The sequence below is a fragment of the uncultured Aliiroseovarius sp. genome (genome assembly GCF_947497285.1).
In the GTDB taxonomy this organism is placed as follows: Bacteria; Pseudomonadota; Alphaproteobacteria; order Rhodobacterales; family Rhodobacteraceae; genus Aliiroseovarius.
The window spans coordinates 546,945-572,274 of sequence record NZ_CANMFT010000001.1 but is presented as its reverse complement, the minus strand read 5'-3'; the positions used below and the strand labels follow the sequence as shown (position 1 = coordinate 572,274).

Below are 25,330 nucleotides of genomic sequence, written 5' to 3'. Positions count from 1 at the left end.
TGCTTCAGCCCTTGGCCTCGTCAGATTTTTCATCACCGGGCAGGATGTAGTTGGCCCCTTCCCACGGCGACATGAAGTCGAACTGGCGATATTCCTGGGTCAGCGACACGGGTTCGTAAACCACGCGCTTTTCAACTTCGTCATAGCGCACTTCGGTGTAACCCGTGGTGGGGAAATCCTTGCGCAGCGGGTGACCCTTAAACCCATAATCGGTCAGGATGCGACGCAGGTCGGGGTGGCCCGAAAACAGGATGCCGAACATGTCGAACACTTCGCGTTCAAACCAGCCGGCCGAGGGGTGAACGTCAGTGATCGACGGCACCATATCATCTTCGCGCACAGCAACCTTCACGCGGATGCGCTGGTTCGTGTACATCGACAGGAAGTGGTAAACCAAGTCGAAACGTTGTTCGCGCGATGGGTAATCCACCGCAGTGATATCCACCAGCGTCGAGAACATGCACGCCCTGTCAGCTTTCAGAAACTCGATGAAGGCCGGAATGGCCGACAGCGGCACATTGACGGTCAACTCGCCAAAGGCGATGTCCCAGCTCAGCACACAGTCGGGGCGTTTTGCTTCCAGCAGACCGCCTAGTTCGTTCAGGGCGTCGCTCATTGCTTACCTCACAATCGTGCCGGTGCGGCGAATTTTGCGTTGCAGTTGCAGGATACCGTAGACCAGTGCTTCGGCGGTCGGCGGGCAGCCGGGGACATAGATGTCCACGGGAACGATCCGGTCACAACCGCGCACGACGGAATAGGAATAGTGGTAATAGCCACCGCCATTCGCGCACGATCCCATCGAGATCACGTAACGCGGATCGGGCATCTGGTCGTAGACCTTGCGCAGTGCCGGAGCCATCTTGTTGGTCAACGTGCCAGCCACGATCATCACGTCCGACTGGCGTGGCGAAGCGCGCGGCGCAATGCCATAACGCTCTAGATCATAGCGCGGCATCGAGGCGTGCATCATTTCAACAGCACAGCAGGCCAGACCAAAGGTCATCCAGTGCAGCGACCCGGTGCGCGCCCAGTTGATGATGTCGTCGGTGGTGGTCAGCAAAAAGCCCTTGTCGGCCAATTGCTCGTTCATCAGGCGCGTGCCGTGTTCGCGGTCGCCTTGTGCCGTGTTGGCTCCAGTCATCACTCCCATTCGAGCGCCCCTTTTTTCCACTCATAGGCAAAGCCGATTGTCAGAACAGCCAGGAACACCATCATCGACCAGAACCCGACCATGCCAACATCCTTGAAGGCCACGGCCCAGGGGAACAGGAATGCGATCTCGAGGTCAAAAATGATGAACAGGATCGCCACCAGATAAAACCGGACATCGAACTTCATCCGCGCGTCGTCAAAGGCGTTGAACCCGCATTCGTAAGCGCTGAGTTTTTCGGGATCAGGATTGCGCACTGCCAGCACAACGGCTGCAAGGATCAGAACAAGTCCGATAACAATGGCTAATCCAAGGAAAATGATAATGGGGAGATATTCTCTGAGAAGGTCTTCCACGTGTGGCTCCTTTGAACGGTTTACCCGCCTGTCGCTAGCTATCAGCGGTTTACCTTTGCGGGTTCGCAGGGTCAACCGAGTGCATATCGCATTCGAGTTTGTGAATGCGAGCGCAAAACCAAGGGCTGACCTCTCAGTATACCGTTGTTTGCAAGGGTTTTAGCCACAGGTTAAGCATTTTGCGTGTGCAGAAATTCGTCACCTGTTAACCAAAAAACCATCATGTTTTGCCGTCGCGCAGCAAATGGCCGGCAAAACCGGCTTGGGAAAAGAGACTCACCTGCTTGAAATCCCGCAGGGCTAACCCCAGGCAAGTCGCAGCCCGCACAGGACCAGAAGAACGGTCACCGGCCCCCAGATCCGCCGCTCGGGTCGCGACGGGGTGGCAAGGTTTGCGACACATGTCATGACAGTCACCCCCAGCGCCGCCCAGAAGGTCCAAACAGGAAGCGTGCCAACAATTCCTGCCCGCGCTGCCATCGCCCAGCCCATCAAGCCAAGTATTGCTCCCTGCCCCACCGCCGCGAACCGCATCGGCACTGGCAACTGTCCCGGCCACCTGCCGCCATTCGCCAAGTGGCCCCATGGTGCACCTGCCGCCATGCACGCCTGAAACAGCATAACGATGGCGATCAACGCGACATAGATGTATCCGGCCCAGATCATTAGCTCTCAGTCAGGTCAAGCATCACGCCCAGCTTGGCTTGCGCTTGTCAAAGAACGCGGCAATGCCTTCTTGCGCTTCGGCGCTTTCCCAACGTGCAACCAGACCCGCGATGGTTTCGTCAATGATCGCCTCGGTGATGGGGGGGCCAAGTCTGCGTGTCAGCGCTTTGGCTTCGGCAACTGCACCGGGGGCAACGGACAGGTAGGGTTTCACCTCTGCCTCGACCGCCGCGTCCAGCTCCTCGGGCGCGACGGCTTTCGCCAGAAGGCCCAGCGTGACCGCTTCCTCGGCATTAAAAATACGCGCCGACATGAACACGCGGCGCGCCATCGCCTCGCCCAGACGGGCCAGCACATAGGGACCGATGGTGGCCGGGATTAGGCCCAGCCGCGTTTCGGTCAGACCGAATTTTGCGCCGGTCACACCGATGGAGACATCGGACACCGACGCCATGCCAACCCCACCACCAAACGCCTGCCCCTGCACCTTGGCAATCAGAGGTTTTGGCATTTCATTAAGCGCGTTCAGCATCATAGCGAGCTTCTTGGCCTCGATCCCCCGTGTTTCCGGGTCGGCTGCCATCTGGTCTTGCATCCAGCGCAGATCCCCGCCCGCGCAAAAACTTTTGCCCGCGCCGGTCAGGATCACCACGCGCACCGCGTCATCAGCGCCCAGCGCGTGGGCGGCGTCAGTCAGTTCCTCGATCATCTTGGCGCTGAGCGCATTGTGCTTGTCCGCACGGTCCAGAAGCAATGTCGCCACGCCACGCTCGTCAGCGCTTATGGAAATCGTTTCGTAAGCCATGATCAGTCCCCTGCCCGCATTTGCCGCGCCATCTGGGCAGCCTTTTCAAGAATGTCCCGGTCCAACCCGGTCGAATAGCCCAGCGCCGTGACGCGGTCATGCACCGCCTCGGTCGCCACGTTACCTTGAGCTCCCGGGGCATAGGGGCAACCGCCAAGGCCACCCACCGCAGCGTCAAACACGCGCAGACCCTTTTTCAACGACGCCTCGATATTGTCGCAAGCCCGGCCCGCCGTGTCGTGGTAATGGCCCGCGAACATATCTGGACCCGCCACGCTCAGCACCGCATCCAGCATCGCGTCGATGCTTGCGGGTGTCGCCTGCCCGATCGTGTCGCCCAGCGAGATTTCATAACACCCCATGGCGATCAGCTGATCGGCCACCCACGCCACCTTGTCGGGCGGGGTCGGCCCGTCGAACGGGCAGTCGGTCACGCACGAGATATAGCCCCGCATCATGATCCCCGCCGCGCGCGCCGCATCCGCCACGGGCTGAAAGCGTTCAAGGCTTTCGGCGATAGTGCAGTTGATATTGGCCTTGGAGAACCCCTCAGACGCCGAGCCGAATATCGCGATCTCGTCCGCCTTGGCCGCCAGCGCGCCTTCGAACCCGCGCAGGTTCGGGGTCAGCGCCGCATAGGACACATCCTTGGCCCGCGTGATCCCTGCCAGCACTTCGGCACTGTCCGCCATTTGCGGCACCCATTTGGGGCTGACGAAGCTCGCGACCTCGATCCGTTTGAAACCCGCACCGGACAGAAGATCAACCAGCGCGATCTTGTCCTCGGTCGGGATCTGGCGTTTCTCGTTTTGCAGCCCGTCGCGCGGGCCGACCTCGAATATTTCGACATAATCCATCGGGGTTACTCCTCTGGAACCGGATAGAAATCCTGGTGATAGAACCGCTGCTCGCCTTCGCGCTCGATCACCCGCTGATAGGACGGCATCGCCTCGACCCGCGCCTTGTAGGCCAGAATGTTCGGGAATTCGTCCAGTTTCACATAGTAAGGCACGGCGAACAGGTTGAAGGCCAACATGATGTCCGCGCCCGAGAACCCCTTGTCCAGCAGCCAGTCGCGACCTTCCAGCCGCGCTTCAAGCCCCACCAACGTGTGCCGCAACCGCGCCACGTTCAGCTTGATCACGATGGGGCTGGGTTTGGCAGGCGGGCGCAGGAATACCATTTGCAGGTTCAACTGCTCGACCAAGCTGGCCATGGTCTCGGAGTAGTGAATCCATTGCAGGTAATCCGTCCGTTCTGCCCCGCCGGGATCGACACCCAGTTCGGGGGCAAACTCCTCGATCAAATACTGAACGATGGCGCCGCTTTCGCTGATCCGTTTATTACCAATCTCCAAGGCAGGCACCCGCGACGCGGTCGAGACTTTGGGCAATTCGCCCTCATACATCTGTTTCGAGCCGATCTGATACTCCACCACCTCAAGCGTGCGGCCCAGCTTATCCTCCAGTCCGATCTCTTCGATCAGCCACAGCACCCGGATCGAGCGGGCATATTGCACGTGATGCAGGCGGAAGGTCATCAACTTTCCTCTTCTTCCTCAAGACGCACAAGCGGCGCGCCCGCTTCGACCTGATCGCCATCGGCAACCAGCACCTCGGCCACGACACCATCGCGCGCGGCGGTCAGGCTGTGTTCCATTTTCATGGCTTCCAGAATGGCCAACCGGTCGCCTTGCTTGACCACCTGCCCTGCTTTGGCAAAGACGGCTTTCACAAGACCCGGCATCGGTGCTTCGACCACACCGGCCCCTGCACCCGCGCCCGCGTCTTGGTCCAACGGATCAACGATGTGGAATTCCAGCCCGGATTGCGCAAAGACGGTCACGACATTGCCCGCCATTGCGACGCGCGGCCCGCGGTCGCCGCCCATCTTCCATTGGCCATTGAGGCACGTGGCCTCGATGCTGTCTTCCCCAACGGTGATCACATGACGGTCAGCACCATAAGAGGTCACAACAACCTCATATGTATCTTCGGCATGGGTCAGTGTCACAAAGTGGTTCAATCCACCCCAGAGCGTAAAGCCCGACCCTTCGCGCTTTAGCAAATCCAGTGCACACAGCGCGGCTGCCCCCACATCAGCCATGCTTGGGCCGGGGTCGGCGGTCAGCGCCTCTAGATCGCGTTCGATCAGTCCGGTATCCACATCGCCTGCCGCAAAGCCCTCGTGTCGGGTCAACGCCCCGAGAAAGGCGAGGTTCGTGACGGAACCCGCCACCTCGGTATGGGTCAGCGCCGACGACAATTGCCGCAGAGCCGCCGCACGTGATCCTGCATGCACGGTGATCTTGGCGATCATCGGGTCATAGAACGGGCTGATCGTGTCGCCCGCCCGCACGCCAGTATCGGCCCGCGCGCCTTCGGGGAATTTCAGATGGGTCAGCGTGCCGGTGGCGGGCAGGAAACCCTTCGGCACGTCCTCGGCATAGAGCCGCGCTTCGAAAGAATGGCCGTTGATGCTCAGTTCGTCCTGCTGCTTGGGCAGCCCCTCGCCTGAGGCCACGCGCAATTGCCATTCGACCAGATCGACGCCGGTGATGGCTTCGGTCACGGGATGTTCCACTTGCAGGCGTGTGTTCATTTCCATGAACCAGAACCCGTCGGTGCGCAGACCGTTTGCGCCGTCGACAATGAATTCCACCGTGCCTGCGCCCTTGTAGCCGATGGCTTCGGCTGCGCGCACGCCCGCCTGCCCCATCGCCTCGCGGACCTCTTCGGTCATGCCCGGCGCTGGCGCTTCTTCGATCACCTTCTGGTGGCGACGTTGCAGCGAGCAGTCGCGTTCGAACAGGTGCACCGCGTGGGTGCCGTCGCCGAAGACCTGAACCTCGATGTGGCGCGGAGACAGGATGTATTTTTCGACCAGCACGTCAGCGTTGCCAAAAGCGGTCTGGGCTTCGCCCTGCGCAGATTTCAGCGCGTCGGCAAAATCCTTGGGATCATCAACCCGGCGCATCCCCTTGCCACCACCGCCTGCCACGGCCTTGATCAACACGGGATAGCCCATCTTGTCAGCCTCTGACGCCAGCAGCGCGGGGTCTTGGTCTGCACCGTGATAGCCGGGCACGACGGGCACACCAGCCTCAACCATCAGTTTCTTGGCGGCATCTTTCAGCCCCATCTTGCGGATCGCGTCTGACGACGGACCGATGAAGACCAACCCGGCTTTTTCAACCGCATCTACAAATTCAGGGTTTTCCGACAGAAACCCATAACCCGGATGGATCGCCTGCGCGCCGGTATCAAGTGCTGCCTGAATGATGACATCACCCTTCAGGTAAGACTGCGCGGGTTGCGACGGGCCGATATGCACGGCTTCGTCCGCCATTTTCACATGGCGCGCGGCCGCGTCGGCGTCGGAATAAACCGCCACCGTGGTCACACCCAGCTTGCGGGCGGTGTCGATCACGCGGCAGGCAATTTCGCCCCGGTTGGCAATCAGGATTTTCGTGAACATCAAGGTTCCTCCTTCGGGTGGGGCCGCATTGCGCCCCGAAATTTCAACGCACCCCCGGTCTGGCGGAGGTGTAAAATCAAGTCAGCCGCCCAAGCGATCACACCAATTGATCCGCGCGCCAGCATTATAGGCAACCGCCAATCCTTCACGGACCAGCGTCTTACCAACATCTTGTCCGTCCGCTGACAACCGCACCAACTCGCGCCCATACTTGTCGTGCCCGTCATGGCGCAACGTAAGGTCTGCACCTTCAACGATCACACGCAAACGGCGCGTGGCCTTGTCGCCCAGTGCCTTCTCAGCAGCGCATCCGGCGTCCTTCGTCTCGGGCGTGTCAAACCCCACCAGCCGGGCAGTGCGCGTGCGGTCGGAGCATTTCAGCTCTACCGTATCCCCGTCATAGACAAAGCCGACCACACAGCCCGCAATCCCACTTTTGCGCGGCACGGGCGCAATCTGCTCGGCCAGCGAATAGAGGATCAACAGCGTCAGTCCGCAGTATATGACGAGGTTCGTGTCCAAGGCTTACATCCGGAACACGCCGAATTTCGTCGGCTCGATCGGGGCATTCAGCGCCGCCAGCAGCGACAGATACAGCACCTCGCGCGATTTACGCGGGTCGATCACGCCGTCATCCCACATCCGCGCCGAGGCATAGAGGGGATGGGACTGTTCCTCGAACATATCGATGGTGGGTTGTTTGAAGGCGGCTTCTTCTTCCGCCGACCATTCACCGCCCTGACGCTCAATGGCGTCGCGCTTTACGGTGGCCAACACGCCCGCCGCCTGCTCGCCCCCCATCACGGAAATCCGCGAGTTCGGCCAGGACCACATGAAACGCGGCTGGTATGCGCGTCCAGCCATGCCGTAGTTGCCAGCCCCGTAAGAGCCGCCCACAACCATCGTCACCTTCGGCACGTTCGTCGTTGCCACAGCCGTCACCATCTTGGCGCCGTGGCGCGCGATACCTTCATTCTCATATTTACGACCCACCATGAACCCGGTGATATTTTGCAGGAAAACCAAGGGTATATTGCGCTGGCTGCACAGTTCCACGAAATGCGCCCCCTTCTGGGCGGCTTCCGAGAAGATCACACCATTGTTGGCGATGATCCCGATGGGGCAGCCCTTCAGATGCGCAAATCCTGTGACCAGAGTGTCGCCAAAGCGCGGCTTGAATTCATCGAAGCGCGAGCCATCGACGATGCGCATGATCACTTCGCGAATGTCGTAAGGCGTCTTGAGGTCGGCAGGCACAACGCCCAGCAACTCCTCCGGATCATAGGCCGGTTCTTCCGATACCTGCCATTTCACCGTCATCGGCTTGATGCGGTTCAGGCTTTCCACCGCGCGCCGCGCCAAGGCCAGCGCGTGGGCGTCATCCTCGGCCAGATAATCTGCTACACCGGACAAGCGCGTGTGCACGTCGCCGCCGCCCAGATCTTCGGCCGTAACGACCTCGCCCGTCGCGGCCTTCACCAAGGGCGGACCGGCAAGGAAGATTGTCCCCTGCTCTTTCACGATGATCGTCACGTCCGACATGGCAGGCACATAAGCGCCCCCGGCGGTGCACGACCCCATCACAACCGCGATCTGCGGGATGCCCTTGGCCGACATCCGCGCCTGGTTATAGAAAATGCGGCCAAAGTGATCGCGATCGGGGAACACCTCGTCCTGATTGGGCAGGTTGGCGCCACCACTATCGACCAGATAGACGCACGGCAGATTGCATTCCTCGGCAATCTCTTGCGCGCGCAGGTGCTTCTTCACCGTCATCGGATAATAGGTGCCGCCTTTGACGGTGGCGTCGTTGCAGACCACCATCACCTCTTGCCCGTGCACCTGACCAATGCCCGCGATGACACCGGCACAAGGCGCAGCCCCGTCATACATGCCATGCGCCGCCGTCGCCCCGACCTCTAGGAACGGCGATCCGGGATCGAGCAGGTTCGACACCCGGTCACGCGGCAACATCTTGCCACGGCTCAGGTGACGATCACGCGATTTCTGCCCGCCACCCATCACGGCGGCCTCGGCGGCGTCCGCCACAACTTGCAGCGCCTCAAGATGGCCTTCGCGGTTGGCTTTATACGCCTCGGAACCGGGCGTGGCTTGGGAATTCAGTTTCATCTCAGCATCCTTCGTGGTTGCAGATTGTGTCGCCGTAGCCGGTTAAGTCAGCCTCCAGCACAAGCGCCTGGCGGGCGGTCAGTTGGAGCATGCAGGCAATGGACGCAGGGCCACCGCCCGTGCCACCACCCCATTTCGACCGCTCATAATCGCACGACGCGTCGCGGAAGGTGATCCACGCGCGTTGCATGTCCAGAAGCGCGGGGGCTTGTTTGGGGGCTGCTGACCCAAGCGTTGCCATTTCTTCATCTTCAGCCTTCAACCGGGTCATCAAAAGCCCATAGGCGCGGTTCAGGCGGCGATCCCAGTCCTCGTATTCCAACCCAAGACAGGACGACATGCCGACCGTGCTTGACCCGCCTTCGGTCGCTTCCATGCAATAATTTGCCGCCGATCCAACGCAGCGCATCGGGTCGCCATCGTCCCCCATGGCGGACAGGCAGTCCGTTGTGGGGTGAAAACTATAGGTCATGTCTTGGGCTGTGGCCGGAGAGGCCAAAGCCACGAGCGCAGCAAAGATAAACCCCCGGATGCCCATCACATCTTGCCCATCAATTCGCGCCCGATCAGCATCCGGCGGATTTCCGAGGTGCCGGCGCCGATCTCCATCAACTTGGCGTCACGGAACATGCGGCTGACGGGGGTTTCGTTCATATAGCCCGAGCCACCCATCGCCTGCACCGCTTGGTGGGCCTGCTTCATCGCCTCCTCAGACGCATAAAGCACACAGGCCGCGGCGTCCTGACGGGTCACCTGACCACGGTCACACGCCTTGGCGACCTCATACACATAAGCGCGGGCCGAGTTCATCGCGGTATACATATCCGCGATCTTGGCCTGCATCAGCTGGAAGTCCCCGATGGGGCGACCAAACTGCTTGCGCTCTTTCATGTAAGGCATGATTTCATCCATGCAGGCGGCCATGATGCCGGTGCCGATGCCCGACAGAACGACGCGTTCATAGTCGAGCCCGGACATCAGAACGTTCACGCCTTTTCCTTCTTCGCCCAGCACATTTTCGAACGGCACTTCGACATCTTCAAAGATCAACTCGGCGGTGTTCGACCCGCGCATCCCCAGCTTGTCGAAATGGGGGCTTGTGCTGAAGCCCTTCATATCCTTCTCGATGATGAAGGTGGTGATGCCCTTGGGACCAGCGTCCGGGTCGGTTTTCGCATAGACGACCAAAGTGTCTGCGTCCGGCCCGTTGGTGATCCAGAACTTGGTGCCGTTCAGCACGTAGTAGCCGTTGCGCTTCTCGGCGCGCAGTTTCATCGAAACGACGTCCGACCCCGCACCCGCCTCGGACATGGCCAAGGCGCCCACATGCTCGCCGGAAATCAGCTTGGGCAGGTATTTCTGTTTCTGTTCTTCGGTCGCATTGCGGCGGATCTGGTTCACACACAGGTTCGAATGCGCCCCGTAGGACAGCGAGACCGAGGCCGAGGCCCGCGCGATCTCTTCCACGATCACAACATGCGCCAGATAGGTCATGCCGGCACCGCCGTATTCTTCGGGCGTGGTCACACCCAAAAGGCCCAGCTCGCCAAACTCTTTCCACAGCTCGTTGGGAAACTCGTTCTTCTGGTCCACTTCACCGGCGATCGGTTTGATCCGGTCTTGTGCAAAGCGGTGCACCATCTCGCGCATTGCATTGACGTCTTCGCCCAGGTCGAAATTCATGGAGTGATTGAACATGTGCTGCCCCTCTTGGTGGTCAGGTTTATTGAACGCTTGTTCAGTTATGCGCGCAAGCGACGATTCGGGTCAATACGCAAGCAATTGCACGCAGCGTCACAAAGGGTCGCAGTCGCCGATGTCAGGCCCCGGATTGGAAGCGCGTCGACACCTCATCACGGATAATCCGGCCAATCATGGCACAGTCTTCAAGGCTGAACGTCAGCGGCAGGCGCAGATCCAACACGGCTTTCAGAACGCGGTCGGTCTGCGGCAATTTTGGCGACTGGGCATAGCGCCAACTGTCATAACGGCTGGTGAAGCCGGTCGGCTCGGCCCCGCCGAACCATTTCAGTTCGACCCCACGGTTTGCGCATTTTTGCACGACCTGCTGCACATCAGCCTCGGCCCAATCCAACAGCAGGAATTGAAACGAGGACATGACATAGGCTTCCGCCTCAGGGCGATTGATCAGTGTCAGGCCGGGCGTGTTTCGCAGCCCCTCCTCGACGACACGATAGCGCGCGTTCCACGCCCCACACTGCTCATCCAACTTCGCCAGTTGCGGGCGCAAGATCGCCGCGCGCAAATTGTCCATCCTACCCGAGATGTTGGGCGTCAGGTATTTTATTCGCTCGAAAGCTTCGGGTGGTGGCCCTGCCAGGTGCCGTTCATACAGCATATAGCTGCCTGACAGCACAATCGCCCGCGCCATCAGGTCGGGATCGTCCGAGATCAGAAGCCCACCTTCACCCGAATTCGCGTGCTTATAGGTTTGGGTCGAATAGGCCGCCATCGCTCCATGACGCCCTGACAGGGTGCCATTCCAGCGCGCGCCCATCGTGTGGGCGCAATCTTCGATCACCGTCACACCAGCCGCATCCGTAATTTCCATCAGCCGGTCCATATCACAGATATGTCCGCGCATATGGCTGAGCAGCAAAACCTTCGGCGCGTCCGGCCCGGCGACTTTTGCGGCCAGATCGTCCAGATCTATTGTCAAAGCCTCGGTGACCTCGACAAATACCGGCGCGCCGCCGACGGAGGCAATGGCACCGGGCACAGGGGCCAGCGTAAAGGCATTGGTCAGCACCTGATCGCCCGGCCCTACCCCAATCGCGCGCAGGGCGGTCGCAATGGCATACCCGCCTGACGCCACCGCCAGCGCGTATTTCGACCCCATCAGGGCGGCGAATTCCTGCTCCAACAAGGCTGTGTGGGACGTCTCGCCCTCGGCCACATTGTAGCGGTGCAAGCGCCCGTGGCGCAGCACCTCCATTGCCGCGGCAATCCCGTCCTCTGGAATCGGTTCTTGCTGGGTGAAGCTGCCAGTGAATCGCTCTGTCATGTGGTGAGCCTGCGCAGGAAGCCGCTCGGCGTCAATGGATCAACCGATCAGACGCGCAACCACTGCATCCAGATCATCGAAATGACCCAGCATCGCCTCGGGTGCCAGCCGCGCGACACCCGGCCCTTCGGGGCCAAAGCCCACAAGGATGCACGGCACACCTGCGGCCCGTGCGGTCAGGCGGTCCGTTTCGGTGTCACCGACCAAGAGCGCGCGGGCCGGATCGCCACCCGCCCCATGCGCCGCCGCAACAAAGGGGGCTGGGTCAGGCTTGCGGGTCGGCAGTGTATCCGCCCCGATCAGCGAGGTGAAACGATCCAGAATCCCCAGACGGGTCAACAACAGCCGCGCCAACCCCTCGGGCTTATTGGTGCAAATCCCCACCGCATAGTCGTTGCCGTGCAGTCGCGCGACCGCCTCCATCGCGCCGGGATACAGGCGTGTGTGGCGGTCGATATCGTCCTCGTAGGCGATCAAAAGATTGGGGAACTCGCGATCCACATCGGCCTCGTCCACGTCGCCACCATTCAGCCGCGAAAAGCCAAGACGCAGCATCGCCCGCCCGCCGTGGAAGGCCGTCAGCTGATCCGCTTGGGGGTCCAGAACCTCGCCATGCCCCAGCGAGATGAAACACGCATTGGCCGCCGCGATCAAATCGCCAGACGTATCTGCCAATGTTCCATCCAGATCGAAGATCACCGTGCGGCGCCCTTGGGTTTGTGGGTTCGTCATGTTGACCTCTGTCTTTGGTGCCTCTGGCAATTCCCCGCCAAGCCTGTAACCTCGCGTAAGGTTAATTGAACAGCTTTCGCTTGCGAGCCGCGCCCCAAGGGGTAAAACGGGCGAAAAGAAATTGGAAGAGCAGATAGATATGGCGACCGCCCTGATTGTCCTTGCCGCTGGCAAGGGAACACGGATGAATTCCGACCTGCCCAAAGTGATGCACGAGATTGCAGGCGCTCCGCTGTTTGCCCATGCGTTGGCATCGGGGGCTGCTTTGTTGCCGGATCGCGCGGTGCTGGTTGTGGGTCACGGCGCCCAGATGGTCGAAGCTGCGGCCAAGGACATCGACCCCGAGATATCCATCACCGTGCAGGAAGAACAGTTGGGCACCGGTCACGCGGTTCAACAGGCGCGGGCCGCGCTGGACGGGTTCACCGGCGACGCGATCGTGCTTTACGGCGACACGCCCTTCATCCGCACCGAGACGCTTGAGGCGATGGCAGCGGCGCGCACGAAGGGCGCAGACGTGGTTGTGCTGGGCTTTGAGGCCGCAGACCCCGGCCGTTATGGGCGCTTGATCGTCAAGGATGGCGGGCTGGATCGCATCGTTGAATTCAAAGATGCATCAGATGAAGAACGCGCCGTAACACTTTGTAACAGCGGCGTTGTTGCAGCAGACGCTAAGCTTCTGTTCGACCTGCTGGACGGGGTTGGAAACGACAACGCAGCGGGCGAATATTACTTGCCCGATATCGTGTCGGTCGCCCGCGCGCGCGGTCTGACCGCCTCGGTGGTAACCTGCGACGAAGCGGAAACCCTCGGCATCAATTCCCGTGCCGAACTGGCCGCCGCCGAACAGGTATTCCAGACCCGCGCCCGCGACGCCGCGCTGGAAGATGGTGTCACGCTGATTGCTCGCGACACGGTCTTTTTTGCCCATGACACCGTCATCGGGCGCGATACGGTGGTGGAACCCAACGTGGTGTTCGGCCCCGGCGTGACCGTTGAAAGCGGCGCATTGATCCGCGCGTTTTCACACCTCGAAGGCTGCCACGTCTCGCGCGGCGCGGTGGTCGGCCCCTATGCCCGCCTGCGCCCCGGTGCCGAACTGGCCAATGACGCCAAGGTGGGCAATTTCGTCGAGATCAAGAACGCCCAGATCGAAGAAGGCGCGAAGGTCAACCACCTGTCCTATGTGGGCGACGCGCGTGTCGGCGAGCACGCCAATATTGGCGCAGGCACCATCACCTGCAACTATGACGGTGTCTCCAAACACCGCACGGACATCGGCGCGCGGACGTTCATCGGGTCAAACACCTGCCTTGTGGCCCCCGTATCCATCGGGGACGAGGCGATGACGGCAACCGGCACCGTGGTCACCAAAGATGTGCCCGCCGGTGCCATGGCGGTCGCCCGCGCCAAGATGGAGGTCAAACCCGGCCTTGCCGTCAAACTGTTTGCAAAGCTAAAGGCCGCCAAGGCCAAGCGCATGAAAGGATCCTGAAATGTGTGGAATTGTAGGGGTCCTGGGCAATCACGAGGCCGCACCCATCTTGGTTGAGGCGCTGAAGCGGCTGGAATATCGCGGTTATGACAGCGCCGGGATTGCGACGATCAACGAGGCGGGGTCTTTGGAACGCCGCCGCGCCGTCGGCAAATTGGTGAACCTGTCGGACATGCTGGTGCATGACCCGTTGGCAGGGAAATCCGGCATCGGTCACACCCGCTGGGCCACCCATGGCGCGCCGACCACCGACAACGCCCACCCGCACCAGGCAGGATCGGTCGCGGTGGTGCATAACGGGATCATCGAAAACTTCCGCGAGCTGCGCGCGCAACTTGCGGCAGAAGGGTTGGAGTTCTCGACCGAGACCGACACCGAAACCGTTGCCCTGCTGGCCCAAAGCCACGTCGCACGCGGCAAAACGCCGAAAGAGGCCGTGGCCGCCACGCTGTCCGAGTTGGAAGGCGCGTTTGCGCTGTGCTTCCTGTTTGACGGTGAACACGACCTGATGATCGCCGCGCGCAAAGGCAGCCCACTGGCCATTGGACATGGTGAGGGCGAGATGTTCGTGGGCTCTGACGCCATCGCGCTGGCCCCGATGACCGACAAGATCACATATCTGGAAGAAGGCGACTGGGCCGTCGTCACCCGCGACGGGGCGGAGATATTCGACGCCGAAGGGCGCCTTGCCAACCGCCCGATGAAACAGGTGCGCCTTGACGCAGCCCGGATCGAAAAAGGCGGCTACAAACACTTCATGGCGAAGGAAATCGCCCAGCAACCGACCGTGGTTGGCGAAGTGCTGAATGCCTATGTGCAAGGCGACCAGATCACCATGGACATGGGCGGTATCAATTTTGCCGATGTCGACCGCCTGTCCATCGTCGCCTGCGGCACGGCCTACTATGCCGGGTTGGTGGCGAAATACTGGTTTGAACACTACGCCCGCCTGCCCATCGACATCGACGTGGCAAGCGAATTTCGCTATCGCGAAGCGCCATTTGCACCCCGCAGCTTGGGCCTGTTCGTCAGCCAGTCGGGCGAAACCGCCGATACGCTGGCCGCGTTGCGCTACTCGGCAGGTAAGGTGGACAAGATCGTCAGCCTGATCAATGTGCCCGAAAGCTCTATCGCGCGCGAAAGCGACGTGGCGGTGGAAATCCATGCAGGGCCGGAAGTGTCGGTCGCCTCAACCAAGGCATTCACTTGCCAGTTGACCTGCTTTGCAATCATGGCACTGAAAGCGGCGCATGATCGCGGTCATCTGGACGACGCCGGCCTGCGGCAGCACCTGTTTGAACTGCGCCAATTGCCCGGCCTGATGAGCCACGCCCTGACCATTGACGCGGCGACCAAAAAGATCGCGGCGCAATTGGCCGAAGCACGCGATGTGCTGTTTTTGGGGCGCGGGCAGATGTTTCCTTTGGCGCTCGAAGGCGCGCTAAAATTAAAAGAAATCAGCTATATACACGCCGAAGGTTATGCGTCAGGTGAACTGAAACACGGACCCATTGCGCTGGTCGACAAGGCCACCCCAACCGTGGTGATGGCGCCCCATGACAAGCTGTTCGACAAGACGGTGTCCAACATGCAAGAGGTCATGGCACGCGGCGGCCGTGTGGTTCTGGTGTCAGACGCACGCGCTGCGAAAGAGGCGGGCGACGGGGTTTGGCAAACACTTGCCCTGCCAGAAGCGCCCGAACTTGTTCAGCCAATCCTTTACGCGATCCCGGCCCAGCTTTTGGCCTATCACACCGCGATTGCCAAAGGCACCGATGTGGACCAGCCCCGCAACCTTGCCAAGTCGGTCACGGTCGAATGACGCTGGATGATGCCCTCGCCGCGCTGAAATCGCATGTGGAAGAAGGTCGCGCCGAAGGCATGGCCGCCTATCACAAGCAGACGCGCGAAGTGCTGGGCATACCAAACCCGGCGCTGAACGACCTGACCAAAAGCTGGCGGCAAACCCTGCCTGTCGAACAGCGTGTAGGGCTGGCCGACCAGCTCTGGCAAAGCGACATCTTTGAAGCGCGCATCGCGGCGGCCAAGCTGCTGACCCAAGCGCGTTTGCGCCCGGACGACGCGGCTTGGGCGTTGATCCAAAGCTGGGTGCCTGACTTCGACAGTTGGGCAATTGCCGATCATGTCTGCATGGCCGGTCAAAAGCGGCTGGTCGCCGACCCCGCGCGCATCGACACCGTTGAGGGTTGGACCAGATCGGACCACATGTGGAGCCGCCGCGCCGCCCTAGTGATCACGCTGCCCTGGACCAAGCAGAACTTCCCGAAACCTGACGAACTTGCGATCCGCGACCGCGTGTTGGGATGGGCCGAGGGGTATGTCGAGGACCACGACTGGTTCATTCAGAAAGCCGTGGCATGGTGGCTGCGCGATCTGTCAAAGCACGACCCCGACCGCACCCGCGCCTTTCTTGTCGCCCATGGAGACAAGATGAAGGCATTTGCCCGCAAAGAGGCCGGTAAGTATCTGCCCTGACCCCACCTGACACCGCTCAGGCTTTGTCCGAGAACGGATCTTTTGCCGTGTGCAGCCTGAGGTGGCGCATGAACGCACGCGCAATGCCGGGTGTGGGGCGGTGGTCGCTGGTCACAAAATAGCTCCGATAGTCGATTTGCGACGCAAAGGGGCGAAACACCACGTCGTCAGAGCGGTATTGCACAATCGGAAACGGGTTCACGATGGTCAGGCCCAAGCCCTCTTTCGCCAGATCGACCGCGGCGAACGAGGTCGAGACCTCGGCAACGATACGCGGTGTGCTTCGGCTGGCGTGCAAGACCTTCTCGAGTTGGGCGCGGCGGGCGTGGCGGTGTGTCAACGCGACCAAGGCCTGTCCGTGCAGGTCTTCGGGGTGGATGATATCACGCCCCGCCAGCGGGTGGTCGTTGGGCATGACGCAAACCGCGCTTGAGTTGCGATAAGGGGTCAGCTTCACGCCACTGCGCGACAGTTCGACCCCGGTGACGCCCAGGTCAAAGCGCCGCTCCAAAACGCCGCGAATGACATCTTCGGACGGCGACACCTCAAGACTGATGAAAAAATGCGGGTTGGTCTTCAGGAAATTAGCGATGTGCTGGACCAGGAACCGGTGGGCATAGGTGGGCGGGGCAATGATGCGCAGGGTTTCCTGTGCTCGCTCGGGTGGGCCATCGATCCGGTCCAGCGCCTCGAAAAGCGGGTCGAGACGGCGGTTCATCTGCACCGCCTCGTTGGTTGGCCGCAGCCGCCCGCCTTCGCGTTCGAACAAGATACGGCCGGTGCGCGCCTCCAAATGTGCGATGGAGCGGCTGACGGCAGATTGCGACCGCCCAAGCCGGATCGCCGCCTTCGAGGTGGTGCCGCTTTCCATCAGGGCGCGCAGGGCTTGGTATTCAGGCAAGCTGTGCCAAGTCTTCGTGGGCATGGGACTCTCTGCGTATTGGTAATGGGGCTATGATCTTTTATCATGCACTTTACACTGGTCCATGAGAAATACTGCAATAAGCTGTTCAGGTGTTTCTTGGGGGAAATCACACGTGACCGATCCAACTGCTCCAGTTGTCTTTGATGGGCATAACGACGTCCTGCTAAAGCTGTATCGCGCCGGCGGCCTTGCTGTGGCGGACAGCTTCCTGACCGGGCGGGTTGGCGCCATCGACGCTGCGCGTGCCAAGGCCGGCGGTTTCGGCGGCGGGTTTTTCGCGGTCTACATCCCCTCGCCCACCGATCTTGATTTCAAGACCGAGCAAATGACCAAGCCAAGCTATGACTTGCCACTGCCCGATCCCATTGATTGGGAAGACGCCTTCCCCGTGGTGATGGCGCAGGCCGCCATTCTGTTTGATCTGGAAAAGCGCGGCGCGCTGACGGTGTGCCGCAGTGCCGCCCAGATCCGCGATGTGCTGAAGGCCGGTCAGATGGCCGCGATCTTCCACATCGAAGGCGCCGAGGCCATCGACGCCGAGTTGAACACGCTGGAGGTCTTGTATCAGGCCGGATTGCGATCGCTTGGCCCGGTTTGGAGCAGATCGACGATCTTTGGCCATGGCGTGCCCTTTCGGTATCCCAGCACCGGCGATATCGGCGACGGGCTGACCGATCACGGGCTAAGGCTGATCAGACGCTGCAACGAGCTTGGCATCATGGTCGATCTGTCGCATTTGAACGAAGCCGGGTTCTGGGACGTGGCGCGCCATTCGACCAAGCCCTTGGTGGCCACGCATTCCAACGCCCACGCCATTTGCTCGCACAGTCGCAACCTGACTGACAAACAACTTGCCGCAATCCGTGAAAGTGATGGTATGGTGGGGCTGAACTTCGCCGTTGCCTTCCTGCGCGACGATGGCCGCATGGTGGCAGATGTCCCGTTGGAACAGATGTTGCGTCATCTTGATCACCTGATCGACCATTTGGGCGAAGACCGTGTGGGGCTTGGATCAGACTATGACGGGGCGATCGTGCCCGAAGACCTGACGTCCTGCGCCGGCTTGCCAAAGCTGAGGCACGCCATGGCGCAGCATGGGTATGGCGAGGCGTTGATCGCCAAGCTTTGCCAAGAAAACTGGTTGCGAGTGTTGGAGAAAACCTGGGGGCAATAACCCCGCCGCGCGCGCAGCCCGAAATGAAACTGAACAGGAGAGGTTCAAAACATGAATGCTATCAATAGATTACTGACAAGTGCTGCGATTGGCGTGGCGATGGGGGTATCCTCCTTTGCGGCTTACGCGGAAACGCCCGCCAACATGCTGGTCATCGCCAACCGTATCGACGATGTGACCACGCTGGACCCGGCGGAAAGCTTTGAGTTCGCGGGCTCGGACATCAGCCGCAACGTCTATAGCCGTCTGGTCTACCTGGACCCGCTTGACCTTGCCGCAGGCTACCAACCCGGCCTTGCCGAAAGCTGGGAGGTCAGCGAGGACGGCAAGACCATCACCTTCACCATGCGTGAAGGCGTCACGTTCCATTCCGGCAACCCGGTTCGCGCCGAAGATGCGGCGTATTCGCTGCAACGCGCGGTGATCCTGAACAAGACGCCTGCGTTCATCCTGACCCAGTTCGGGTTCACCCCTGAAAACGCGACCGAGACCATCAAGGCCGACGGCAACAAGCTGATGATCACGACGGACAAGCAATACGCGACCTCGTTCGTGTTGAACTGTCTGACGGCCACCATTGGCGGGATTGTCGACAAAGAAACCGTCATGGCCAACGAGGTTGACGGCGACATGGGCAACACATGGCTGAAAACCAACTCGGCTGGCTCCGGTCCCTATACGATGGCAGGCTGGAAGCCCAATGAAAGCGTGACGCTTGAAGCTTATCCGGACTATTACGGCGGCGCGCCGACGATGGAGCGGGTGATCGTGCGGCACGTGCTGGAAAGCGCGTCGCAACGTTTGCTGCTGGAGCGTGGTGACATCGACATCGCCCGCAACCTGAACCCGGAAGATATTGCCGGTGTGATGGAAGCTGGTGGCATCAAGGTCGAGGACGAGCTGAAAGGCCGTCTGATGTATCTGTCCCTGAACCAGAAGCACCCTGAACTGTCCAAGCCTGAGGTTCGTCAGGCGATCAAATATCTGATCGACTATGAGGGCATGAAAAACAGCTTCCTGAAGGGGCAGTATACGATCCACCAGAACTTCCTGCCCGCCACCTATCTTGGCGCGTCCGAGGAAAATCCCTTCTCGCTGAACATCGAAAAGGCCAAGGAACTTTTGGCGGCTGCCGGTGTCGAAGGGCTTGAGATCGAAACAGGCGTGCGCGAGGCGCAGGAACGCATGGAGATCGCTCAATCGCTGCAAAACACCTTCGCGCAGGCTGGAATCACGCTGAACATCACCGTGGGTACGGCGAAACAGATCCTTGCTCGCTATCGTGCGCGCGAGTTGGATATGTATCTGGGGGCATGGGGGCCGGACTATCCTGACCCGCAAACCAATGCGGGCACCTTTGCCTATAACCCCGACAACAGCGACGAGGCGAACGCCACCGGCCTTCTGGCCTGGCGGAATGCCTGGGATACAGGCGGGCTGACACCGAAGGTCGAGGCCGCCGTAACCGAGGGCGATCGCGACAAGCGGGTGCAGATGTATCAGGACATTCAGGCCGAGTTCCGCGAGATCTCACCCTTCGCGATCATGTTCCAGCAGATCGAACAATCTGCGCTGCGTGACAACGTGATGAACTGGTCGACCGGACAAGCCGTGACCTCTGCTGCCTATTGGCAGGTCACCAAATAAATGGCCCTGACCGAAGACAATAACGAGAGGCGCCCAACACGGGCGCCTCTTTCAGACACGCTTTGGCCGGCGCTGAAAACGGCTGTCAGAACGCTTAGCTCGATCGCGGTGACGTTGTTGGGCCTGCTGTTTATCACCTTCATTATCGGGCGGGTCATGCCGATTGATCCGGTGCTGTCCATCGTTGGTGAACGCGCCTCGCAATCGACTTATGACGCCGTGTATGAGCAGCTTGGGTTGGACAAGCCCTTGATCGTTCAGTTTCTGTATTACCTCTGGGACGTGCTGCATCTGGATTTCGGCACCTCGCTTCTGAACGCGCGCCCGGTGTCCGAGGATATCGCGCGGGTGTTCCCCGCCACGCTAGAGCTGGCCACGCTGGGCATTCTGTTCGGCGTCATTCTGGGTGTGCCACTTGGCGTGCTGGCCGCAGTGCGTAAGGGATCATGGATCGACCAGGTCGCACGGGTGTTGGCCCTTGTGGGGTATTCCATGCCCATTTTCTGGCTCGGCCTGATGGGGCTTTTGATCTTCTATGGCATTCTTGGATGGGTTGGCGGTCCGGGCCGGGTTGGCATTTTCTATGTCGATGTCGTCCCCAGTGTGACCGGCATGATCCTGATCGACGCGGCATTGGACGGCAATTGGGACGTGTTCAAGGACGCGTTTTCCCACATCATCCTGCCAGCCTCGCTGCTTGGCTATTATTCACTCGCCTATATCAGCCGCATGACGCGGTCGTTCATGCTGGAACAGCTCAGCGCCGAGTATATCACCACAGCCCGCGTGAAGGGCATGTCGGAGTGGGACGTGATCTGGAAACACGCCTTCAAGAACATCCGCGTGCAACTGATCACCGTGATCGCACTCAGCTATGCGGGGCTTTTGGAAGGATCCGTGCTGACCGAGATCATCTTCTCGTGGCCCGGTATCGGCAGCTATATCACCACAGCGCTTCTGTCCGCGGACATGAACGCTGTGCTTGGCGGCACTGTTGTGGTGGGTTTGGTCTTCATCCTGCTCAATATTTTCTCTGACCTGCTCTACAAGGTCTTTGATCCACGCGCGAAATAGGGCGGGACAGTATCAATGACAGAACAAACACTGAAACAGTGGCTTTTGACGGACACGCCGACGTCGCGCCGCCATGCCAAGATATCCGCCTTCTATCAGGGCTGGCTGTCGTTTCGCAGCAATACGATGGCGATGATCGGTTTGGGCATTCTGGTAGCCTTGGTGTTCATAGCGGCCGCCGCGCCGTGGCTGTCGCCGCATAATCCCTTTGTGCAGGATCTGGGCAACCGGCTGGCACCGCTAGGAACCGAGGGTCACATCTTCGGCACCGACAGCCTTGGCCGCGATATCCTGTCGCGGCTGATCTATGGCGCGCGGATCACGCTGTATATCGTGGCGCTGGTGGCGCTGATCGCGCCGGTGGCGGGGCTGCTGGTTGGCACGATCTCGGGCTATGTAGGCGGCTGGACCGATACGATCCTGATGCGGATTACCGATATTTTCCTGGCCTTCCCCCGTCTGGTTCTGGCGCTGGCTTTCGTGGCCGCTCTGGGCGCCGGGATTGAAAACGCGGTTCTGGCGATCTCGCTGACCGCATGGCCACCTTACGCGCGGATTGCGCGGGCCGAGACGCTGACCATCCGCTCCTCGGACTATATCAGCGCGATCAAGCTGCAGGGGGCCGGGCCGCTGCGCATCATTACCAAGCATATCTGGCCCTTGTGCATTTCGTCCCTGATCGTGCGGGTGACGCTGGACATGGCGGGGATCATTCTGGCCGCTGCCGGGCTCGGTTTTCTTGGCCTTGGCGCGCAACCACCCAGCCCGGAATGGGGCGCGATGATTTCCGAAGGGCGCCGGTTCATTCTGGATCACTGGTGGGTCGCCACCATGCCCGGTCTGGCCATCTTCACGGTCTCTTTGGCGTTCAACCTTCTGGGCGACGGTCTGCGTGATGTCCTTGATCCGAAGGCAGGTGAATGATGAGTGTGCTACTTGATGTCGAAAACCTTTGGGTGAAATTCCCGACCCGCCAAGGCGTGTTTGACGCGGTGCGCGGTGTGTCGTTTACACTGGGGCGCGAGCGGTTGGGGATCGTGGGCGAAAGCGGCTCGGGCAAGTCGATGACCGGCCGCGCCATCCTGCGGCTGATCCGGCCGCCGGGGATCGTCGAGGCCGATCATATCAACCTTGAAGGCGTCAACCTGCTGGACAAAACCGAGAAGGAAATGCGCGACGTGCGCGGCCAGCGGATCAGCATGGTGATGCAGGACCCGAAATTCTCTCTCAACCCGGTAATGACCATCGGCGATCAGATCATCGAGGCATACCGGCTGCACAATTCCGTGTCCAAGTCGGCGGCCTATAACAAGTCGCTTGAGATGTTGGAGGCCGTGTCGATCCGTGATTCCGAACGGGTCATGCGCGCTTATCCGCACGAAATGTCGGGCGGGATGGGCCAGCGGATCATGATCGCCATGATGCTGATTCCGAACCCCGAGATCCTGATCGCGGACGAGCCGACCTCGGCGCTGGATGTGTCCGTGCAGCGGCAGGTGCTGGATATCATGGACAAGCTGGTGAAAGAACGCGGCATGGGGCTGATCTTCATCAGTCACGACCTGAACCTTGTGGCCGATTTCTGTGACCGCGTGTTGATCATGTATGCGGGCCGGATCGTCGAGGTTTGCGACGCCGACAAGCTGCATGACGCCAAGCACCCTTATACCCGCGGGCTGCTGAATTCTCTGCCCCGGCTGGACGCGCCGCGTGATCGGCTGGAAGTGTTGCAGCGTGACCCCGCCTGGTCAGACGCCCCAAGTGTGAGTGGACGCGTATGAAGATGTTGGAAGTTCAAAACCTGAACGTCTGGTTCGGCACCCATCGCGACCGGGTGGATGCGGTCAAAGACGCCACATTCGACGTAATGGAAGGCGAAAGCTTTGGGCTGGTGGGCGAAAGCGGATCGGGTAAGTCGACCATTCTGCGCGCGATTACCGGCCTTGCGCCGGACTGGTCTGGCACGATCACGGTCGAAGGCGAACAGATCACCCACAAGCGCCCCAAGGCGTTCTTCAAGACGGTGCAGATGGTGTTCCAAGACCCCTATGCCTCGCTTCACCCGCGCCATTCGGTGGATCAGGTGCTGGGCGAGACGCTGCAACTGCATGGGTTCAAGGATATTGATACCCGCGTGGTGAAGCTGTTGGGTGACGTTGGGTTGGGCCAGAGTTTCCGGTTCCGCTATCCGCACCAACTGTCCGGCGGGCAGCGTCAGCGGGTCGCCATCGCCCGTGCACTGGCGCCCGAACCGGACCTGCTTCTGCTTGATGAACCCACCTCGGCGCTGGATGTGTCGGTGCAGGCGGAAATCCTGAATCTGCTGGCCGACCTGCGCGCCGAACATAAGCTGACCTACCTCATGGTGTCGCATGATCTGTCGGTTGTGAGCCATATGTGCGACCGGCTGGCCGTGATGAAGGATGGCGAGATTGTCGAGATTCTGGACGTCGAGGCGCTCAGGCAGATGAAAGCGACCCATCCCTATTCGCAAGACCTGCTGGAAGCGTCCCAGTAGCCACGGCCACGACACAGCGCGCTGCCGAGACCTTGAGCGGTCCGGCCCTTTACCCGTCGCGCAGCGCGCGTCGCATGATCTTGCCTGTGGCCGTCATCGGCAGATCTGCCACAAATTCCACCTGACGCGGCGCCACATGAGGGCTGACGCGGTCACGCACTAGTTGGATCAGATGGTCGCCAAGATCTGTCAGATCGGCCCCTGTGCGGGGGACGACAATTGCTTTCACCGCTTCGGTGCGTAACGGGTCCGGCACGCCGATCACAGCGGCCATGACCACATCGGGGTGTGTCATCAGGCAGTTTTCGATCTCGGACGGCCCAATGCGGTAGCCTGCCGAAGTGATCACGTCGTCATCGCGACTGGCAAAGGTGAAATAGCCGTCGCCATCGCGCACAGCCAGATCGCCAGTGCGCATCCAGTCGCTCTGAAACTTCTCGGCCGTCTTTTCGGGCAGGTTCCAATAGCGCAAGAACATCACCGGGTCACCGGTTCTGACCGCAATCTCGCCCATTTCACCGGGCGCACATTCGCGACCCTGATCATCAATCACGGCAACCTCATGGCCCGGAATGGCCTGCCCCATACTGCCCGGCTTCACGTCCATCGCCCCCGCGACAGAGGACAGGACAAGATTGCATTCGGTCTGGCCATAGAACTCGTTCACATCGACGCCCAGCACGTCGCGTGCCCACCTCAGAAGGCCGGCGCCAAGGCTTTCGCCCCCCGACCCAATTGACCGAATGTCGACACCCAAGGTTGGGCTTTCGGACTGGCGCAGAAGTTTCAATGCCGTCGGTGGCATGAACAGATTGCGGACTTTATGGGTGGCGATCAGACGATATGCCGTTGGCGCGTCAAACTTGCGCATTCGATGGCTGACGATCGGCACACCGAAATACAGGAACGGAATGGCAAGGTCCATCAACCCACCGATCCACGCCCAATCCGCCGGGGTCCAACCCTTGTCACCCAGCTGCGGAAAATCCTCGTTATAGGTTTCGACGCAGGGCAGATGGCCCAGCAAAAAGCGATGTGCGTGCAGCACACCTTTGGGTGGCCCCGTAGTGCCCGAGGTATAGATCATCACCGCAGGGTCTTCGGCCAGAGTGGAATGGTCAGTGGAATAGGGCGTTGCAGCGTCGATTTCGGCCCAGAAGTCACGCCCGCCGGCTGTGGCGGTGGTTGTGAAGACCTCGGTCAGGTCAGGCAGGCTGACGCGAATTTCATCAATCTTGCCAAGGCTTTCTGCATCCGTCACCACCATGCGCGCGCCGCTGTCGGACAAGCGGTAAGCCAACGCATCGGCGCCGAACAAAGTAAACAACGGCAACACCACGGCGCCCAGTTTGTAGGCGGCGAAATGGGTGATCAGAACCTCTGGCCCCTGCCCGAGCAACACTGCAATCCGGTCGCCCTTGCGCAAGCCGCGCGCCTGCAAGACGGATGCAAGCCTGTCCGAGGCCTCTTTCAGCGTGCCAAATGTCCAGTCCTGCGCGCTGCCATCCTGTGACACATGGGTCAGGGCCACGCGGTCGGGGTCAAGTGCTGCCCAGCTGTCACAGCACCGTTCGGCGATGTTGAAATGCTTGGGAATATCCCAGCGAAACGCGGCGCGCATCTTGCCCCAAGACGCCCATGGGGCGACAAGCTTGCG

The 25,330-nt window shown here is 60.5% G+C and carries 25 protein-coding genes; 9 read left to right on the top strand and 16 right to left on the bottom strand.

Translation table 11 applies throughout. The features are described from left to right. Nucleotides 1-4 precede the first annotated feature (4 nt). The 14 genes from Q0864_RS02700 to Q0864_RS02635 all read right to left on the bottom strand — a co-directional run bounded on the left by Q0864_RS02700 (nt 5) and on the right by Q0864_RS02635 (nt 12,344). Nucleotides 5-616: an NADH-quinone oxidoreductase subunit C gene (locus Q0864_RS02700; RefSeq protein ID WP_298565927.1), complete on the bottom strand. Its 612-nt coding sequence runs from the start codon at nt 614-616 to the stop codon at nt 5-7. A 3-nt stretch (nt 617-619) separates the two neighbouring features. Then, nucleotides 620-1,153 carry an NADH-quinone oxidoreductase subunit B gene (locus Q0864_RS02695; protein ID WP_248370287.1) on the bottom strand — a complete coding sequence of 178 codons (534 nt, stop codon included), beginning with the start codon at nt 1,151-1,153 and terminating at the stop codon, nt 620-622. Further along, nucleotides 1,144-1,509 carry an NADH-quinone oxidoreductase subunit A gene (locus Q0864_RS02690; protein WP_298565925.1) on the bottom strand — a complete coding sequence of 122 codons (366 nt, stop codon included), beginning with the start codon at nt 1,507-1,509 and terminating at the stop codon, nt 1,144-1,146. Before Q0864_RS02690 ends, Q0864_RS02695 begins: the two co-directional genes overlap by 10 nt. A 300-nt stretch (nt 1,510-1,809) precedes the next feature. Beyond that, entirely contained in the window at nt 1,810-2,175 is a 366-nt protein-coding gene (locus tag Q0864_RS02685; protein ID WP_298565922.1) for a hypothetical protein, read from the bottom strand. Between the two features lie 22 nt (nt 2,176-2,197). Then, nucleotides 2,198-2,980: a crotonase/enoyl-CoA hydratase family protein gene (locus Q0864_RS02680; RefSeq protein ID WP_298565920.1), complete on the bottom strand. Its 783-nt coding sequence runs from the start codon at nt 2,978-2,980 to the stop codon at nt 2,198-2,200. Between the two features lie 2 nt (nt 2,981-2,982). Continuing rightward, complete coding sequence (locus Q0864_RS02675; protein WP_298565917.1) at nt 2,983-3,837, bottom strand: hydroxymethylglutaryl-CoA lyase; 855 nt, start codon at nt 3,835-3,837, stop codon at nt 2,983-2,985. A 5-nt stretch (nt 3,838-3,842) separates the two neighbouring features. Further along, nucleotides 3,843-4,520, bottom strand: coding sequence for a glutathione S-transferase family protein (locus Q0864_RS02670; RefSeq protein ID WP_247035124.1), 678 nt, complete (start codon nt 4,518-4,520; stop codon nt 3,843-3,845). Continuing rightward, nucleotides 4,520-6,457, bottom strand: a complete 1,938-nt coding sequence (locus Q0864_RS02665) for an acetyl/propionyl/methylcrotonyl-CoA carboxylase subunit alpha (RefSeq protein ID WP_298565911.1) — start codon at nt 6,455-6,457, stop codon at nt 4,520-4,522. Before Q0864_RS02665 ends, Q0864_RS02670 begins: the two co-directional genes overlap by 1 nt. Before the next feature lie 81 nt (nt 6,458-6,538). Continuing rightward, entirely contained in the window at nt 6,539-6,979 is a 441-nt protein-coding gene (locus tag Q0864_RS02660; RefSeq protein ID WP_298565908.1) for a thermonuclease family protein, read from the bottom strand. A gap of 3 nt (nt 6,980-6,982) precedes the next feature. After that, on the bottom strand, nt 6,983-8,587 hold the full coding sequence (locus Q0864_RS02655; RefSeq protein WP_298565905.1) for a carboxyl transferase domain-containing protein: 1,605 nt from the start codon (nt 8,585-8,587) through the stop codon (nt 6,983-6,985). A 1-nt stretch (nt 8,588) separates the two neighbouring features. Beyond that, the gene (locus Q0864_RS02650; RefSeq protein WP_298566176.1) at nt 8,589-9,125 is read right to left on the bottom strand and encodes a lysozyme inhibitor LprI family protein; all 537 of its coding nucleotides are present in this window, start codon (nt 9,123-9,125) and stop codon (nt 8,589-8,591) included. Further along, a complete protein-coding gene (locus Q0864_RS02645) occupies nt 9,125-10,285 on the bottom strand; it encodes an isovaleryl-CoA dehydrogenase (RefSeq protein ID WP_248370296.1) in 1,161 nt (386 codons plus the stop codon). Before Q0864_RS02645 ends, Q0864_RS02650 begins: the two co-directional genes overlap by 1 nt. Before the next feature lie 121 nt (nt 10,286-10,406). Beyond that, nucleotides 10,407-11,612 carry an aminotransferase class I/II-fold pyridoxal phosphate-dependent enzyme gene (locus tag Q0864_RS02640; protein ID WP_298565900.1) on the bottom strand — a complete coding sequence of 402 codons (1,206 nt, stop codon included), beginning with the start codon at nt 11,610-11,612 and terminating at the stop codon, nt 10,407-10,409. Between the two features lie 39 nt (nt 11,613-11,651). Further along, entirely contained in the window at nt 11,652-12,344 is a 693-nt protein-coding gene (locus Q0864_RS02635) for an HAD-IA family hydrolase (protein WP_298565897.1), read from the bottom strand. Nucleotides 12,345-12,483: 139 nt separating this feature from the next. Here Q0864_RS02635 and glmU point away from each other — a divergent pair, with 139 nt between their 5' ends. From glmU to Q0864_RS02620, 3 genes are read left to right on the top strand one after another with little or no spacing between them, the layout of a single operon-like run. Further along, complete coding sequence (gene glmU, locus Q0864_RS02630) at nt 12,484-13,839, top strand: bifunctional UDP-N-acetylglucosamine diphosphorylase/glucosamine-1-phosphate N-acetyltransferase GlmU (RefSeq protein ID WP_298565894.1); 1,356 nt, start codon at nt 12,484-12,486, stop codon at nt 13,837-13,839. 1 nt (nt 13,840) lies between these two features. Beyond that, complete coding sequence (gene glmS, locus Q0864_RS02625) at nt 13,841-15,661, top strand: glutamine--fructose-6-phosphate transaminase (isomerizing) (RefSeq protein WP_298565892.1); 1,821 nt, start codon at nt 13,841-13,843, stop codon at nt 15,659-15,661. After that, the gene (locus Q0864_RS02620) at nt 15,658-16,335 is read left to right on the top strand and encodes a DNA alkylation repair protein (protein WP_298565890.1); all 678 of its coding nucleotides are present in this window, start codon (nt 15,658-15,660) and stop codon (nt 16,333-16,335) included. The genes glmS and Q0864_RS02620 overlap by 4 nt, the downstream gene beginning before the upstream one ends. 16 nt (nt 16,336-16,351) lie before the next feature. Here the strand turns inward: Q0864_RS02620 and Q0864_RS02615 are convergent, their stop codons facing one another. Beyond that, the gene (locus tag Q0864_RS02615; RefSeq protein WP_298565887.1) at nt 16,352-17,260 is read right to left on the bottom strand and encodes a LysR substrate-binding domain-containing protein; all 909 of its coding nucleotides are present in this window, start codon (nt 17,258-17,260) and stop codon (nt 16,352-16,354) included. Nucleotides 17,261-17,372: 112 nt separating this feature from the next. Between Q0864_RS02615 and Q0864_RS02610 the strand changes: the two genes are divergently transcribed. The 6 genes from Q0864_RS02610 to Q0864_RS02585 are packed head-to-tail and all read left to right on the top strand — an operon-like array spanning nt 17,373 to nt 23,673. Then, a complete protein-coding gene (locus tag Q0864_RS02610) occupies nt 17,373-18,434 on the top strand; it encodes a dipeptidase (RefSeq protein ID WP_298565885.1) in 1,062 nt (353 codons plus the stop codon). A 51-nt stretch (nt 18,435-18,485) separates the two neighbouring features. After that, nucleotides 18,486-20,081, top strand: a complete 1,596-nt coding sequence (locus Q0864_RS02605) for an ABC transporter substrate-binding protein (RefSeq protein WP_298565882.1) — start codon at nt 18,486-18,488, stop codon at nt 20,079-20,081. Further along, nucleotides 20,082-21,155, top strand: coding sequence for an ABC transporter permease (locus Q0864_RS02600; protein WP_248363775.1), 1,074 nt, complete (start codon nt 20,082-20,084; stop codon nt 21,153-21,155). It abuts the gene before it with no gap. A gap of 15 nt (nt 21,156-21,170) precedes the next feature. Beyond that, the gene (locus tag Q0864_RS02595) at nt 21,171-22,079 is read left to right on the top strand and encodes an ABC transporter permease (RefSeq protein WP_248363774.1); all 909 of its coding nucleotides are present in this window, start codon (nt 21,171-21,173) and stop codon (nt 22,077-22,079) included. Beyond that, the gene (locus Q0864_RS02590; RefSeq protein WP_298565876.1) at nt 22,079-22,936 is read left to right on the top strand and encodes an ABC transporter ATP-binding protein; all 858 of its coding nucleotides are present in this window, start codon (nt 22,079-22,081) and stop codon (nt 22,934-22,936) included. Before Q0864_RS02595 ends, Q0864_RS02590 begins: the two co-directional genes overlap by 1 nt. Further along, nucleotides 22,933-23,673 carry an ABC transporter ATP-binding protein gene (locus Q0864_RS02585; protein ID WP_298565874.1) on the top strand — a complete coding sequence of 247 codons (741 nt, stop codon included), beginning with the start codon at nt 22,933-22,935 and terminating at the stop codon, nt 23,671-23,673. The genes Q0864_RS02590 and Q0864_RS02585 overlap by 4 nt, the downstream gene beginning before the upstream one ends. 49 nt (nt 23,674-23,722) lie before the next feature. Here Q0864_RS02585 and Q0864_RS02580 read toward each other — a convergent pair whose 3' ends face one another. Beyond that, a complete protein-coding gene (locus tag Q0864_RS02580) occupies nt 23,723-25,294 on the bottom strand; it encodes an AMP-binding protein (RefSeq protein WP_298566175.1) in 1,572 nt (523 codons plus the stop codon). Nucleotides 25,295-25,330: the final 36 nt, after the last annotated feature.